The sequence below is a fragment of the Kribbella speibonae genome (assembly GCF_004331375.1).
In the GTDB taxonomy this organism is placed as follows: domain Bacteria; phylum Actinomycetota; class Actinomycetes; order Propionibacteriales; family Kribbellaceae; genus Kribbella; species Kribbella sindirgiensis.
Genome location: NZ_SJKC01000004.1, coordinates 103,687 through 117,796, shown reverse-complemented (window position 1 = coordinate 117,796; position 14,110 = coordinate 103,687). Strand labels below are relative to the sequence as shown.

Annotated in this window: 12 protein-coding genes; 6 read left to right on the top strand and 6 right to left on the bottom strand. The window is 69.4% G+C overall.

All coding sequences use genetic code 11. The features are described 5' to 3' along the window. Positions 1 to 36: 36 nt before the first annotated feature. Genes E0H92_RS28700 through E0H92_RS28690 form a run of 3 tightly spaced genes read right to left on the bottom strand, consistent with a single transcriptional unit; the run spans position 37 to position 2,281 of the window. A complete protein-coding gene (locus E0H92_RS28700; RefSeq protein ID WP_131498470.1) occupies positions 37 to 960 on the bottom strand; it encodes an SDR family NAD(P)-dependent oxidoreductase in 924 nt (307 codons plus the stop codon). Continuing rightward, positions 957 to 1,394, bottom strand: coding sequence for an SRPBCC family protein (locus E0H92_RS28695; protein WP_131463431.1), 438 nt, complete (start codon positions 1,392 to 1,394; stop codon positions 957 to 959). Before E0H92_RS28695 ends, E0H92_RS28700 begins: the two co-directional genes overlap by 4 nt. Beyond that, the gene (locus E0H92_RS28690; protein ID WP_165550085.1) at positions 1,391 to 2,281 is read right to left on the bottom strand and encodes a MerR family transcriptional regulator; all 891 of its coding nucleotides are present in this window, start codon (positions 2,279 to 2,281) and stop codon (positions 1,391 to 1,393) included. Before E0H92_RS28690 ends, E0H92_RS28695 begins: the two co-directional genes overlap by 4 nt. A gap of 96 nt (positions 2,282 to 2,377) precedes the next feature. Here E0H92_RS28690 and E0H92_RS28685 point away from each other — a divergent pair, with 96 nt between their 5' ends. From E0H92_RS28685 to E0H92_RS28675, 3 genes are read left to right on the top strand one after another with little or no spacing between them, the layout of a single operon-like run. Then, positions 2,378 to 3,634, top strand: a complete 1,257-nt coding sequence (locus tag E0H92_RS28685) for an NAD(P)/FAD-dependent oxidoreductase (protein ID WP_131463429.1) — start codon at positions 2,378 to 2,380, stop codon at positions 3,632 to 3,634. Continuing rightward, positions 3,631 to 4,365 (top strand): DUF1365 domain-containing protein, encoded by a 735-nt coding sequence (locus tag E0H92_RS28680; RefSeq protein ID WP_131463428.1) that lies wholly within the window; start codon positions 3,631 to 3,633, stop codon positions 4,363 to 4,365. The genes E0H92_RS28685 and E0H92_RS28680 overlap by 4 nt, the downstream gene beginning before the upstream one ends. Then, positions 4,362 to 5,606, top strand: a complete 1,245-nt coding sequence (locus E0H92_RS28675; protein WP_131463427.1) for an SAM-dependent methyltransferase — start codon at positions 4,362 to 4,364, stop codon at positions 5,604 to 5,606. Before E0H92_RS28680 ends, E0H92_RS28675 begins: the two co-directional genes overlap by 4 nt. A 1-nt stretch (position 5,607) precedes the next feature. On the opposite strand, the gene E0H92_RS28670 is transcribed toward E0H92_RS28675, so the two are convergent. Then, the gene (locus E0H92_RS28670; protein WP_131463426.1) at positions 5,608 to 6,141 is read right to left on the bottom strand and encodes a helix-turn-helix domain-containing protein; all 534 of its coding nucleotides are present in this window, start codon (positions 6,139 to 6,141) and stop codon (positions 5,608 to 5,610) included. A 99-nt stretch (positions 6,142 to 6,240) separates the two neighbouring features. Here E0H92_RS28670 and E0H92_RS28665 point away from each other — a divergent pair, with 99 nt between their 5' ends. From E0H92_RS28665 to E0H92_RS28655, 3 genes are read left to right on the top strand one after another with little or no spacing between them, the layout of a single operon-like run. Then, positions 6,241 to 7,764, top strand: a complete 1,524-nt coding sequence (locus E0H92_RS28665) for a serine hydrolase domain-containing protein (RefSeq protein ID WP_202873891.1) — start codon at positions 6,241 to 6,243, stop codon at positions 7,762 to 7,764. Between the two features lie 43 nt (positions 7,765 to 7,807). Beyond that, a complete protein-coding gene (locus tag E0H92_RS28660) occupies positions 7,808 to 9,172 on the top strand; it encodes an esterase/lipase family protein (RefSeq protein ID WP_131498469.1) in 1,365 nt (454 codons plus the stop codon). Continuing rightward, entirely contained in the window at positions 9,169 to 13,083 is a 3,915-nt protein-coding gene (locus E0H92_RS28655; RefSeq protein ID WP_131498468.1) for an nSTAND1 domain-containing NTPase, read from the top strand. Before E0H92_RS28660 ends, E0H92_RS28655 begins: the two co-directional genes overlap by 4 nt. On the opposite strand, the gene E0H92_RS28650 is transcribed toward E0H92_RS28655, so the two are convergent. Further along, positions 13,070 to 13,453, bottom strand: coding sequence for a VOC family protein (locus E0H92_RS28650; protein WP_131498467.1), 384 nt, complete (start codon positions 13,451 to 13,453; stop codon positions 13,070 to 13,072). The genes E0H92_RS28655 and E0H92_RS28650 overlap by 14 nt on opposite strands. Next, a complete protein-coding gene (locus E0H92_RS28645; protein WP_131498466.1) occupies positions 13,450 to 14,079 on the bottom strand; it encodes a maleylpyruvate isomerase family mycothiol-dependent enzyme in 630 nt (209 codons plus the stop codon). Before E0H92_RS28645 ends, E0H92_RS28650 begins: the two co-directional genes overlap by 4 nt. Between the last annotated feature and the right edge of the window lie 31 nt (positions 14,080 to 14,110).

Sequence of the window (14,110 nt, the reverse complement as noted above, 5' to 3'; positions counted from 1 at the left end):
GACCCCCAGGCGACGCCCGCGCGATCTCGTGGCGCTTCAGATGCCTGCCGACTTGCGGCAGTAGGTCCAGATCGCATCTCGTTCTATTGCGGATTCCTGGGTTCTGGCGAGGTAGTGGGTCGGGCGGATCTTGCGGTCGTGCCAGAAGTTGGCTGTGGGCGGTTGGGGGGTGGTTGCTGCCAGCCAGATCGTGGTGTCTGCGCCTTGGGTGGGGGTGCGCAGGAACGGCTTGGTGAGGGTGGTGAAGGTGGGGAGGGAGCTGGTCAGGCCGGGGGTTTGGGACCAGCCTGGGTGCATGGTGGCTACGAAGGTGGGGGCCAGGTGTGCGGCCAGCAGTGGGGTCAGGGCTACTTGGATTCGCTTGGTGCGGGCGTAGGCGGTGGCGGGGCGGTACGGCGGGTCGCGGTACTCGGGGTCGGTGGGCAGGGGCTGGGTGTACATGCCTCCTGAGGCGACCAGGATCACGCGGCCGTTGACGAGGTTGGGGCGGAGCAGCTCGGTCAGGAGCAGTGGGCCCAGGACATGGGTCGCCAGCGTCAGTTCGTGGCCTTGGGGGGATTCGGTGCGGTGGGCGGGCATGACTCCGGCGTTGTGGACCAGTACGTCGACTCGCCCGGCGCAGGTGGCGGCGTAGCGGCGTACGGCGTCGAGGTCGGAGATGTCGCACTCGTCGAGCACGAACGTGGCGTTAGGGTCCTCGCCGCGAAGGTCTGCGACGGTACGGGCGGCCTTGGCGGCGTCACGGACCACCAGGTGGACGGTGGCACCCAGGGCGGCGAGGCCCGCGGCGGTGGCTTTGCCCAGGCCGCCGCGGGCGCCTGTGACGATGGCGGTCTTGCCGGCCAGGGCGTTCGGGCGGGGGTCGTCGGCGGGCCACGACCTGCTCCGGAGGCGATAGCCGAGCCTCGTGTAGCCAGGGACGACCAGGCGGTCCAGGAGGGTGTCCAGAGCGCCGCTCATGCGGCCAGCTTCCCCAGCGCGTTGCGGAGACCTTCCTCGGCCTCTTCGCCGAGGTGCTCGAAGGACCTGCGGAGAAACGGTTCAGCGAGCCGGGCGAGACCCTTGAGCTGGAACTCGGCGCGGTACGTGACCCGGGTGATGTGGGCCTCGCTGCGGAACGTCATGGTGTCGCGGGCAACGATCGTCCGGTTCTCGCCGCGCAGGACGATCCGGTCCGGCCGGGCGTACTCCTCGACCACGTAGGTCAGCTCGGTCTCGCGGCCGTTGAAGCGAGACGTGTTGCGGTACGTCGTACCTTCGCCGCCTGCACCCGCTACCAGCACGGTGCGGACCGTCCCGGGATCCCACTCCTGCGTGGTGCGGAAGTCGGCCAGGTAGTCGAACGCCCGCTCGGGTGTGGTGGCGACGGCGACTTCACGTTCGATGACGATCATCGACTCTCCTCCAATCGCTCTGCGGCGGTGACCGGGTCGTCGTCGACGTACTGCGCCCCGACGGCGGCGGCCAGCTCCGCGGATGCACCGGGGCCGGCCAGTGCGACCGGCCGGCTCTGCGCGAGCCGGACGAGTTCCGGGCGGATCGCGTCGAAGCGGGACGCGTCCGAGGCGGCGAGCATCACCAGGTCGGGTTCGAGCGCGTCGGCTGTGCGCTCGATGTCGCCGGTCGGTGAGTCGGCGCCGAGGAAGACCACTCGCCACCCCGAGCGCCGCAGTACCAGTCCGAACGACAGCAGCGCGATGTCGTGCAGCTCACCGGGCGGACAGGCCAGCAGAACCTGCGGCCCGCGGCCGCCGCCCCAGCCCGGGGACAACGCAGCGAGCCGGCTCCGGATCACGTTGCTCGCGAAGTGCTCCTGGCCGACGGTCACGTCCCCGCGGCTCCACCGGTCCCCCAGCTCGTGCAGGTACGGAATCAGCACGTCGCGGATCACGGCCTCGACGGTCAACGCACCGAACAGCTGGTCCAGTACGACGTGCGCGGCCCGCTCGTCGAGCAGGTCGAGAGCGGACCGCAGGCTCACCGGCCCGTTGGTCTCGGCCAGCCGTACGACGACCGGGTCCTGAGGCGGGGGCGCCGCAGCGGCCGGCTCTGCCAGCACAGCGCGGGCCGCCTCGGCGGCGGACAGGCCGTCCGCGAGGTAGGCGCGCATGCGCTGGACCCGACGCACGTCGGTCTCGGAGTACAGCCGGAAGCCACCGGACGAGCGCGTCGGCGACAGCAGGCCGTAGCGCGACTCCCACGCGCGCAGCACGTGTTCGCTGACCCCGGCGCGCTTACTCAGCGCACCGATCCGAAGTCCGCCCGGCACCGAAGTCTCCACGGTCACACAGTATACAAACTTTAGACAGACCTTTGACTAGAGCTAGTCATCTGCCTAATCTTTAGACAGACCTTAGACAGCCTGGAGGCGTTGCCCATGACCGAGTCCGTCGCGGTGATCGGCGCCGGCGTGTCCGGTCTCACCGCCGCCTACCTGCTCGCCCGGCGCTTCGACGTCACGCTGTTCGAGGCCGAACCACGGCTCGGCGGGCATGCCCACACCCATGACGTCACCGACCCTGCCGGACGCCGGCTCGCGATCGACACCGGCTTCATCGTCCACAACACCCGCACCTATCCCCTGCTCCGCAAACTGTTCGCCGAGCTCGGCGTCCGGACCCAGCAGACCGAGATGAGCATGAGCATCAGCGACCCGGCGAGCGGGCTGGAGTTCGCGGGCGGGCGCGGCGCGGCCGGAGTCTTCGCGCAGCGGCGCCGGGTCCTGGACCGGAGCTTTCTCAGGCTGCTCGGGGAGGTCCGCCGTTTCCACCGCCGAGCCGCCGCCTACCTGGCCCGGACCGGCGACGACGATCTCACGACGCTCGACGAGTTCCTCGAGGCCGAGCGGTTCAGCCCGGCCTTCGTCCGGCAGTACGCGGTACCCGTGGTGTCCTGCGTCTGGTCCTGCGGCGGCAGCTCGGCGCTGACCTACCCGGCGCGCTACCTGTTCCGGTTCCTCGACCACCACGGCATGCTCTCGGTCAGCGGCTCACCGCAATGGCTGACCGTTACCGGCGGCTCCCGGCAGTACGTCGACGCGCTCGCCGACCGGGTCGGCGCCGTTCGCACACACCGTCCCGTCCACGCGGTGCAGCGGCATCCGGACGGCGTCACGGTGACTGTTGCCGACGGCCCCGACGGCGCTGCGTCCGAGTTCGACCGGGTGGTTCTGGCGACCCACGCCGACCAGGCGCTCGACCTGCTCGCCGACGCATCGCCGCTGGAGAAGGCGGTGCTCGGGCCGTTCGAGTACAGCCGCAACACAGCGGTCCTGCACACCGACACCTCATTGCTTCCAGCAACCAAGAGCGCCCGGGCGTCGTGGAACTACATCATCGGCTCCGGTGCCCCGCTGACGACGTACTGGATGAACAGGTTGCAGCGTCTGGAGACCGACGAGACCTACCTGGTCACCCTGAACGGTGCCACGACGGTCGATCCCGCGAAGGTGATCGAGCGGATCGACTACCAGCACCCCGTCTACACCCCGAAGGCCGTCGCCGCGCAGAGCAGGCTGGCAGCCCTCAACACCGGCCGGATCACGTTTGCAGGGGCGTATCACGGCTGGGGATTCCATGAGGACGGCTGTCGCGCCGGCGTCGCCGCGGCCGAGTCCTTCGGGGTCCGCTGGTGACGGTCGCCGGTGTGCTCCCCACACTCCCGGCGATCGTCACCGGCTCCGTCCGGCACGGGCGGCGGATTCCGATCCGCCACGCGTTCCGGTACCGGGTGTACCAGTGGCTGGTCGATCTGGACGACGTACCGCACCAGCCCTGGTACCTGCGTCCGCTGGCGCGCTTCGACGTCCGCGACCACCTCGGCGGCCACGGTCCGACGATCAAGGCCGACCTGCGTCGCTACCTCGCCAGTGAAGGCATCAGGTACGACGGTCGCGTCGTCATGCTCGCCAACGCCCGCGTCTTCGGCCACGTCTTCGACCCGTTGACCGTCTTCTGGTGCCTCGACGCCCCGTACGTCGTCGCAGAGGTGCACAACACGTACGGCGAACGGCACGCGTACCTGCTCCGACCGGACGAGCACGGCACCGCCGAGACTCCCAAGGAGCTGTACGTCTCGCCGTTCAACGACGTCTCCGGCCAGTACCGCCTGAGCTTCGAGCTCGGCCACGACCGGATCCGTGTGCAGGTGAGCCTGTCCCGCGACGGTCACACGGTCTTCGGGGCGAGCTTCGACGGCGTACCGCACCCGGCCACCCGTCGGGCGACTCTCGCTGCCGCCGTACGGATGCCGTTGATGTCGCAGCGGGTGTCCCTGCTGATCCGCCTCAACGGGGTGTGGCTGTGGGCGCGCCGCCTACCTGTCGTCCGACGCCCGGTGCACCGGCTCCAGAGAGGACTCCGATGAGCAGTCCAACCATGGCCCAACCACTCTGCCTGCGACACCCCGTCCTGCGCCCGCTGTGCGTCCGTGCCCGGATCACCCGGCTGATCGTCGATCGCATCCTCGACCAGGTCCCGGTACGCGCGGTCTATCCGGACGGCACGGTCCACGGTGGCGGCGGACCGGACGCACCGGTGTTGCGGATCGTCCGCCCGGACTCACTGTTCGAGCGGCTCGCCCACAACCCCAAGATCGGTCTCGGCGAGGCGTACATGGCAGGCGACTGGGCTGCTGCCGACGGCACTGACCTGAGCGACCTGCTGACCCCGTTCGCAGCACGGGTCGCACAGCTCGTGCCGCCGTACCTCCTGCGCCTCCGGCGGGTCGTCGACCGGCGCATACCTCGCCTCCGTCGCAACACACCGGCCGGTGCCCGGGAGAACATCAGTGCGCACTACGACCTCAGCAACGCGCTCTTCACCGCGTTCCTGGACCCTGGCCTGACGTACAGCTCCGCACTGTTCGACCACGACGTACCGCTGGCTGCCCAGGACCTCGAGGAAGCCCAGTCCCGCAAGGTCGAACGCATCCTGGATCTCGCCGATGTGGGTCCCGGCAGCCGGGTGCTCGAAGTCGGGATCGGCTGGGGCACGCTGGCGATCGCTGCCGCTCGTCGTGGCGCGCAGGTCACGGGCATCACGTTGTCGACCGAGCAGCTGCAGCTGGCGCAGAAACGCGTTGCTGATGCCGGTCTGGTCGACCGGATCGACCTGCGGCTGCAGGACTACCGCGGGGTGACCGGCACGTACGACGCCGTCGTCAGCGTCGAGATGATCGAGGCGGTCGGCGAGGAGTACTGGCCGGAGTACTTCCGCACGCTGGACCAGCTGCTCGCACCAGATGGACGGGTCGCACTCCAGGCGATTCTGATGGACCACGACCGGATGCTCGCCACCCGGAACTCGTACAGCTGGATCCAGAAGTACATCTTCCCGGGCGGTCTGATCCCGTCCCGCACCGCGATCGACGAGACCGTGGAGCGGCACACCACGTTGACGGTCGACGACGACCACCGCTTCGGCGCGGACTACGCCGAGACGCTCCGCCGGTGGCGGCAACGGTTCGTCGCCAACTGGCCCGTCGTCCGGGCTGAGGGCTTCGACGAGTCGTTCCGGCGGGCGTGGGAGTACTACCTGGCCTACAGCGAGGCCGGCTTCGCCTCCGGCTACCTCGACGTCGCCCAGCTCCGCCTCACGCGCCGCTAGATCAGCTGTCCGGCAACGAGAACATCGACAGTACGACGCGGTCCTTGCCCGGCGACTCGGCCAGGTAGGGCTCGATCAGCTTCTCGAAACCGGCGCGGAACGCGGCCATGTCCTCCGAGCTGAGGTAGAGGGCGAGCTGTGAGTAGCCCAGCTGATGCATCCGTGGATACAGGTCTCCGCTCTCGACCACACGGTCGAAGTCGGCGGCGAGGCGAGTCAGGAGCATCAGAAACGCCTGTCGGTGCTGGTCCGGGGTCATTGCGCGGGCTTCGCGCTCGTCGATCCGGCCGACCTTGGTCTGGTCGAGGGTGAGGGTGCGTTCGGTGGTGCCGCGGATCTTTCGTTCACGGACGACCGTCAGGTAGCCGGCATCGATCAGCGCGGCGACGTGCCGGTACAGGGTGGTCGCCGGGATGTCGGGCAGGTCGCGTTTCAGGTCCGTGGTGGTCACCTCGCGGCCCAGCACCCGCTGCACGATGCGCCAGCGGATCGGGTGCAGCAGCACGTCCAGCACCGGGGTCGCGGACTCCTCCATCGGCTCTCCATCAGGGTTCTTTCAGGGTATCCATTGATACCAATTCTGGTAATAATAGCGGCATCGGAAGCATTACTACCCGCCCGAGGAGACGTTGACGTGTCGCTCACCCGTCGTACCGTGCTCAAGTCCGCGGCCGCTGCCGTTCCGGTTGCCGCATTGTCCACCCTGCCCGCCCCGGCGGCCGGTTTGCGCGAACCGGCCGGGATCGGGCGACTGGCCGAGAAGGTCGAGGCGGGGATGGCGAAGTACGCGATCCCCGGGGCCGGTCTCGGCGTCTGGTACCGCGGCCGGGAGTACGTCCGCGGCTTCGGCGTCACCAGCGTCGACACCGGCGAACCGGTCTCCGGTGACACCGTGTTCCGGATCGGCTCGACGTCCAAGACGTTCACCGGGACCGCGATCATGCGACTCGTCGAGCGCGGCCGGATCAGCCTGGACCGACCGGTCCGCGCCTACCTTCCGGACTTCGCGACCCAGGACCCGTCGGTCGCCGCGCGAGTCACCGTCCGCCAACTGCTGAACCACTCGGCCGGCTGGCAGGGCGACTACTTCTGGGACACCGGCCAGGGCGACGAAGCCCTCGCGCAGTACGTCGCCGGTATGACGAAGGTCCCGCAGCTCACGCCGCTCGGGAAAGTGTTCTCGTACAACAACGCGGCGATCGGCGTGGCCGGGCGGATCATCGAGGTGGTGGCCGGGAAGCCGTACGAGACCGCCGCCCGCGAGCTGGTCGTCGATCCGCTGGGGCTCGCCCACAGCAGGTTCTTCCACAGTGAGCTGGACGGTTTCAGCGTCGCCGCGTCGCACAACATCGTCGACGGCAAGCCGGTCGTCGAGCCGTCGTTCGACGCGATGCCGCGGGCGCTGCACTCGATCGGCGGCCTGATCTCGAGCGCCCGGGATCAGCTCCGGTACGCGCGGTACCACCTGGGGCATCGAGACCTGCCTCGACTGCTCAGCGACCGCAGCAGGCTGGCTATGCAGTCGCACCCGGGTCCGGGCGGCACGCTGTTCGTGGAGCTGAACGGGGTGGGTGTCACCTGGATGCTGCGGCCGACCGCGCAGGGCCCGACGGTGGTGCAGCACGGTGGCGACTGGTCAGGTCAGCACTCCGGCTTCCTGTTCGTGCCGCAGCGGGACTTCGCCATCACGTTGCTCACCAACTCCGAGAGCGGCCCGTCGCTGGTGGCAGAGCTGTTCGCAGACGACTGGGCGCTGCAGGAGTTCGCCGGCGTCAGCAATCTGCCCGCCGTACCGCAAGAGCTGCCGCCGAGCCGGCTGGCCGCCTACGAAGGCACCTACGTCTCCCAGCAGATCGGTTTCGACGGCAAGCCGGAGGAGCTCGGTCTCGACCTCACCGCCGACAGCGGTGAGCTGCTCGCCGGTGTGGGCGGCCAGGCGCTGTTCCGATTCGCCTTCTACCGCAAGGATTACGTGCTCGCGCAGAACCCGGACGGCACACCCACGCACGTCCGCGCCAACTTCGTCCGCGGCACGGACGGACAGGTCGAGTGGCTCCGGTACGGCGGCCGCCTGTTCCACCGTCAAGCAGCCGGTCAATCAGCCACCAAGAGGGCGCTCCGTCCGGCCAAGCTTCGCCACCCGGCCACGGTCTGGTAATTCGCCCGGCCCGGATCGAGACTGAATCCGGGGGTGGGTTCGGATGGACGCAGTGGGGGCCGTGTCCCGGGATGCCGTCATCGTGATCCCGGGAATCATGGGGAGTTCGCTGGCCGACGTCGAGTCGGGGGATGTCCTGTGGGGACTCGACGACGCGAGTTGGTGGGTCAGCGCGTGGACGACAGGGAGAGCGCTCAAACGTTTGGCCGTCACGGATGACGAACGGGCCGGCCGGACCGGCCGCGTTCGCGCCACCGGACTGTTGCGCTTCCCGGCGTTCGCGCCGGTACTGAAGGGCTTCGAGCCGTACACGAAGTTGCTGGCCGGGATCGGACGGGTGCTCGCACATCCGGATGCGCTGTGCGAGTTCCCGTACGACTGGCGGCTGTCCGTGGAACACAACGCCCACGAGCTCGAGCGGTTGGTCGATCGGCACCTGTCCCAGTGGCGGGCGCATCCGTCCGGCAGCGCCGACGCGAAGGTCGTCCTGGTCGCGCACTCGATGGGCGGCCTGGTCGCCCGGTACTACCTGCACGTGCTCGGCGGTACGTCGGACGTGCGGACGACGGTCACACTCGGCACGCCGTACTACGGCTCCGTGAAGTCGGCGTACATCCTCCGCTCGGGAGACGGTCTGCCGATTCCGCGCAAACGTCTGCGCAAACTGGTCCAGCACATGCCCGGGCTGTACGACCTGCTGCCGTTCTACCGCTGTGTCGATGAAGGTACGACGGCCCGCCGGCTCGAGCCCGGGGACGTCGAGAGCCTCGACGGCGACCGGGAACTCGCCGAGGAATCCCTGCTGCGGCACGACAAACTCATGCAAGGCGAGGCCGGCAGTCTGCGGCTGCTCATCGGCATCGAACAGCCGACGATGCAGAGTCTGTCGATCCGCGACGGCGCACTGACACCCCTGATGCACACGTGCATCACCGATCCGGCCGGAGTGATCCGGGAGCGGCTGGATCTGCGCGGCGACGGCACGGTGTTCCGCCGGTCGGCCGCCGGATTCGGCCTGCCTCCCGGCACGCTGCCGCAGTCCCACGGCGCCGTCGCGGCCACCGAGGAAGCCATCTCGCATGTGCGCGACGTACTGACCAACGACACCGCCGGTCCGCCGCTCGGACCTGGCGAGATCGGCATCGACGTACCCGACGTCGTCTCCGTGGGAGAACCGCTCACCGTCACGGTGACCGGCGCGGACGCGGCCGGTACGACGTGCCGGGTCGTCGACGCCTTCAACCGCTGGCAGGTCGCGGTGCCCCCGTTGGAACGTCGCGACGGGGCACTGACCGCATCCGTCGTCCTCGGGGAGCCAGGCGTCTACCGTGTCGAGGTGAAGGGCGGCGGCGCATCGGGCGTCACCGAGCAGGTCCTGGCGGTCCCACCCGAGGACGCGGACCGATGAGCGAGCCCGCGTTCACGATCTTCCCGATCCCGATCGCGACATACAGCACCGAGGTACGACGGCCGTTCGCGTCGATCGCGGCTGAGGCCGACGTCAAGGCGATCGCCGACCTGCTCGCGCCGTACGGCGGGGTCGTGCATCCGTGGAGCGACGGCCGGCCGGACGCCGACTGGGTGCGGCACGAGCTGGGCGCCTGGGCCGATCGGGACGGGCCGCGGAGTTCGGTCCTGGTCTGGGTGAGCCATGGCGAGTCCGATACGGAGGATGCCTGGCTGGCGTCGTACAACAGCACACAGCACCGGAAGGGCTCCGGTCACAGCGCGGAGGAACTGGCGAATCACCTGGCGGACGAGTGGCGGGACCGGAGCGAGGACCACGGCGCGTGGACGTTGGTCGTCATCGAGGCCTGCGGCGCCGAGCGGTTCGTGCAACTGCTGGCGGCGAAGACCCTGGCCAAGACGAATCCGGCCAAACGGTTCGCGCTGCTCGGTGGCGGCGGTACCGGATCGAGCTTCCTCGAGGCGGTGCCGAAGGCTCTGGACCTGGCGCTGAAGTCCTTCACGCCCAACGACGAGGTCATCCGGGTGGCCGACCTGGTCGGGCGGCTGGAGGAACACCTGGCGTTCGGCTTCGCGATCCCGGTCGGGCTCGGCCAGGCTCGGCCGCTGACTCCGCCACCGCGGCCGCTCGGCGCGGGCGTCACCGCGCCCCAGGACGTCTATCTCGAGCTGGAGGCATTCCTCAAGGGCCTGCCCGAGGATCAGCGCAAGTTCTTCGTCCCCAAGGCGCAGGGCGCGGAGCTCGGTGAGCCGACCTGGTACTTCGAAGGGCGCAACCGGGAGCATCGAGAGATCACCGACTGGCTGCGCACCACCGACTCCGGGCTGCTCGCCGTCACCGGGCCGGCGGGCTCGGGCAAGTCCGCCGTACTCGGCAATCTCGTCGTACACAGCAACCCGTCGCTGCGCGAGCTGTTGATCCGCGCCGACCGGGTCCAGCGGATGGCAGCGCCGGAGCAGCCGCCGGACGACGTCTTCGACGCCACAGTCCTGCTCACCGGCCTGACGACCACAGAAGTGATCAACCGGGTGGCCGCCGACCTCCAAGAGGAACCGGACGTCTCCACCACGCTCGAAGGCCTACGGACGGTGGTCGAGGGCAGTACGGTCATGGTCGACGCGCTCGACGAGGCGCAGGATCCGCTGGCGGTGGCCGCCGTACTGCGGCAACTGGCCGAGGTGCCCGGCTGCCGGGTCGTCGTCGGCACGCGCCGTTCGACCAACGAAGGGCTTGACCACCCGGCGCCCATCGACACCAACCTGCTCGACGCGCTCGCGCCGATCGGGACCGTGACGGTGGACCTCGATCCCGACGCGGTGACGAGGTACGTCGAGCATCGGTTGAGCGCACTGCCCATCAACCGCGGTATCGCGGCCACTGCCGCGCGCAGTGTCGGCGCGCACAACCGGCACTTCCTCTACGCCCGGCTGGCTGTGCACGAGATCCTGGCCCGGCCCGAGTTGCTCACCGCCGAGGCCCAGCCGGAGCTCGCAGAGTTGCTGGAGCAGGACAACCGCGGCCTGTTCGCGATCGCTGTGGATCGGCTGACGGTTGCCAACCGCAACTTCCGGCCGCTGCTCGAGGCTCTTGGCCACGCCCGTGGCCGCGGACTCCCGCGCGCCGACGGCATCTGGGCGACGGCGGCCGGCGCGTTCACGGACGGCCGGCCCGGCGAGACCGATCTCGACAACCTGCTCGTCGAAGCGGCGCCGTACGTCATGCTCGACGGGGAGCACGGCCAGAGCACCTACCGGCTGGCCCACCAGACGTTCGTGGAGCACTTCCACGCGCAGCCGTCGTACGCCGCCGGTCACCGACGGATCGCGCGCGCACTGGCAGCGCGGCAGAAGGCGGCCATCGACGGTTGGGCGGACGCGAACTTCTACCCGGTGCGCTACCTCGCCGAGCATCTGGTGGCCGACGCGGACCGGATCGCACCGGCGTCGCAGGCGGTCGTCGACCTGGTGACCGACGCCGGCTGGCTGGCCCGCGCGGTCGACCTGCTGGGCGTCGACCAGACCGATGCGGTCATCACCGCGGCCAAGCTCGTGATGGAACAGGACGCGTCCCGCGACGACGTCGACGCGATGGTCCGGTGGATGACCACGTTCCAGCCCGTCGACGTGGTGGAACGCACCCTCCGCCGGAGCCGGACCGCGCTCACCCGCGATCCCACGCAGCTCGCCGGGCAACTGCATGCGAGGTTGAAGGAGTATCCCGGCGCCTCCATGACCGGGCTCGGCGACGCGGTCGGCGAGCTCACGACGGCACCTTGGCTGCGGATGGTCGAGGGCAGCCTCGACTGGCGAGCGGATCTCGAGTCGACCTACAGCACCACCGGTAAGGTCCGCGGTCTCGGATTCGGCCACATCGACGATCTGCCGGTGGTCGCGATCGCGGTCGATACCCGGATCGAGTTGTGGGATCCGCGGACCGGCGTACCGGATGTCAGGTCGATGATCCCGCTCGGCCACCGGGCGACCGCGGTCGCGATGTCGGTCATCGACGGTCGCCCGGTCGTGGTGACCTCGGCCGGATACGACCGGATCCTCGAGGTGTGGGACGCCCGCACCAAGGAGCAGATCGCCGCGGCGGATGTCGGTTTCGGTCATGCCCTCGGGGTCGGCCGGGTCGACGGACGGCAGGTCATCGCCGGCATCGACTTCGACAGCTCACTGAAGATGGTCGACGCGGTGACCTTGCGGCCCATCGAGCTCTCGCCGGCGCTCGGGGCCCTCGTCGTCCGCGGCTTCGGGGTCGAGGGTGACGACGCGTTGGTACTCCTGGCCGTGCAGGACGAGCCCGGCGGGGACCGCGCCCACCGCCTTCTGCTGATCGATCCGGCCGACGGCCGCGAGGGCTGGCGGACCGATCCGATCCAGTCGGACAGTGACAGCCTCCTGGATGTCATGGCCGGCGCCCGGATCGGCGCGCCGTTCGTGGTCGCTGCGGGGATCGGCAGCCGCCTGTTCTGGTTCACCGACGGGCACGCGTACGTCGAGGAGTCGCCGTACGACGAACGCACCCGGGCCATCGCGATCGGCGTCGTCGGCGGACATCCGATCGTCGCCGTGGCGCCCGACAACGACAAGACCACCTTGGTGCAGCTGCAGCAGATCGAGTACGACGCGAACCGTGAGGGTGTCACGCTCTCGCGGCTGCGCAGCGCCTCGACCGAACGCTGGCGGTACGACGGGTTCGTGCCGACCACGGTCCCGGAGGCGCTTGGCAACGAACCGCCGCGCGACATGTATCGCCCACGGCCACTCGACCTGGACCGGCCGGAAGATTGGCCCCAGTCGGTGGCGGCGGCCGGTGAGGTGGACGGCGTGCCGGTGATCGCGACGGGATCGGTCGACGGTGCCGTCTGGATCTGGGACCGGCGGACCTTGGCTGGGGCGGGCGAGCGTCCGCGCGCGATCGCCGGGCCGTTCGTCGAGCTGTCGTCGTACATTCTCGAGCACGGCTGGGATCTGCTGTACGTCAAGCCGAACCTGGAGCAGGCGACCTCTGTGGCCCTGGGCAACCTTCCCGGACACGGCGCGATCGTCGCGGTGGCGTGCGACGGGCGGGCGCGGCTGTACACGATCTCGGACGGGAAGCGGATCGAGAACCCGGCCGACCGCGCCTCGGCGGTCGAATGCGTGGCGATCGGGTCGCTGAACAACCGGACCGTGCTGGTCACCGGATCGACCGGCGGCAACGTCGCGGTGTGGGATCCGGCGGCCGGCACCCGGATCGCCGGGCTGTACGTCGACGACCCGATCACCGACGCAACCGTCGACTCCGGCCGGATCCTGCTCCGGACCGCCACCCACGGCGACTACGCCCTCGAACTCAAGGAGCTGTGACCATCCAGAGGTGCCTGTCGGGGTCGGTGAACGTGGCCATGTAGGTCCACGGCTTGCGCGTCGGCGCCGTCACCTGCACCGCCCCGGCAGCGACCGCCTTGGCGGCCAGCGCGTCGACGGCCTCCTCGCTTTCGACCTCCACGCTGAGGATGCACTCGCTCTGGCCATGCGGTGCGGCGGGCTGGTCCCCCAGCACCCAGCCGAATCCTTCGGTCGGGATCAGCATCATCCGTACGCCGTCGGCCAGCTGGAACTGCAGCGGTTCGGGAATGCCGTCGTCGTCCAGCTCGCCGACCGGTGTCAGGCCGAGTGCCTCCTGGTAGAAGGCGTACGAACGCGGCCGGTCCTCGATGGGAAGGCTGATGATCATCGGGTCACTCCAGCGGTGAAGCGGTCGGCGTCGCGACCGGACAGGTGGTTCGGTGGGAGGCTACGGCCGCTCAGGACCAGTAACAGGTCCTGTGCCGTGCCGGTGAGAGGTGTACCGGTGCCGTAGGTCCAGGTGAGATCGGTGGCCTGCAGTAGGACATCGGTCAGGTCGACGCCGAAGTACTTGGCGTGACGTGGTCGCATCGCGTCGAAGACGATCCGCAGCCGCTCGGTCGGCACCTGCCGATCGATGCCCAGCGCAACGGTCACGTCGAGGCCGTGGATCACGTCATGCGACAACGCGCCCTCGTAACCGCCACCGGGCGGTTTCCACGGGTGGTTGAGGTTCTGACGCAAACACTCGACCAGCTGCGCCGGCGTCAGCTCCACCGCATCCCGCCGCGCCTGCCGATCGGCGTACCGATTGAACCTGCCACCGGCCCGCACCATCCCGGCCACGAACCGCGGCAACGACATCCGGTACGGCAGCGTGACGTGCGCAACCAACTCCCGCACCCGCCACCCATCACACAGCGTCGCCCTGTCCCAGTCCTCCGGTTGCAGCCCGGCCAGGACGTCCGCCAGCTCGGCCCGCTCCGCCGCCACAACACTCCTGATATCCGTCATACCCCACCGACGAACGACTTCCGCCGGGACA

Bases quoted from the DNA above. Each gene is read 5' to 3' on its own strand.
- E0H92_RS28700 (WP_131498470.1), bottom strand. From the start codon at position 960: ATGAGCGGCGCTCTGGACACCCTCCTGGACCGCCTGGTCGTCCCTGGC.
- E0H92_RS28695 (WP_131463431.1), bottom strand. From the start codon at position 1,394: ATGATCGTCATCGAACGTGAAGTCGCCGTCGCCACCACACCCGAGCGG.
- E0H92_RS28685 (WP_131463429.1), top strand. From the start codon at position 2,378: ATGACCGAGTCCGTCGCGGTGATCGGCGCCGGCGTGTCCGGTCTCACC.
- E0H92_RS28675 (WP_131463427.1), top strand. From the start codon at position 4,362: ATGAGCAGTCCAACCATGGCCCAACCACTCTGCCTGCGACACCCCGTC.
- E0H92_RS28670 (WP_131463426.1), bottom strand. From the start codon at position 6,141: ATGGAGGAGTCCGCGACCCCGGTGCTGGACGTGCTGCTGCACCCGATC.
- E0H92_RS28660 (WP_131498469.1), top strand. From the start codon at position 7,808: ATGGACGCAGTGGGGGCCGTGTCCCGGGATGCCGTCATCGTGATCCCG.
- E0H92_RS28655 (WP_131498468.1), top strand. From the start codon at position 9,169: ATGAGCGAGCCCGCGTTCACGATCTTCCCGATCCCGATCGCGACATAC.
- E0H92_RS28650 (WP_131498467.1), bottom strand. From the start codon at position 13,453: ATGATCATCAGCCTTCCCATCGAGGACCGGCCGCGTTCGTACGCCTTC.
- E0H92_RS28645 (WP_131498466.1), bottom strand. From the start codon at position 14,079: ATGACGGATATCAGGAGTGTTGTGGCGGCGGAGCGGGCCGAGCTGGCG.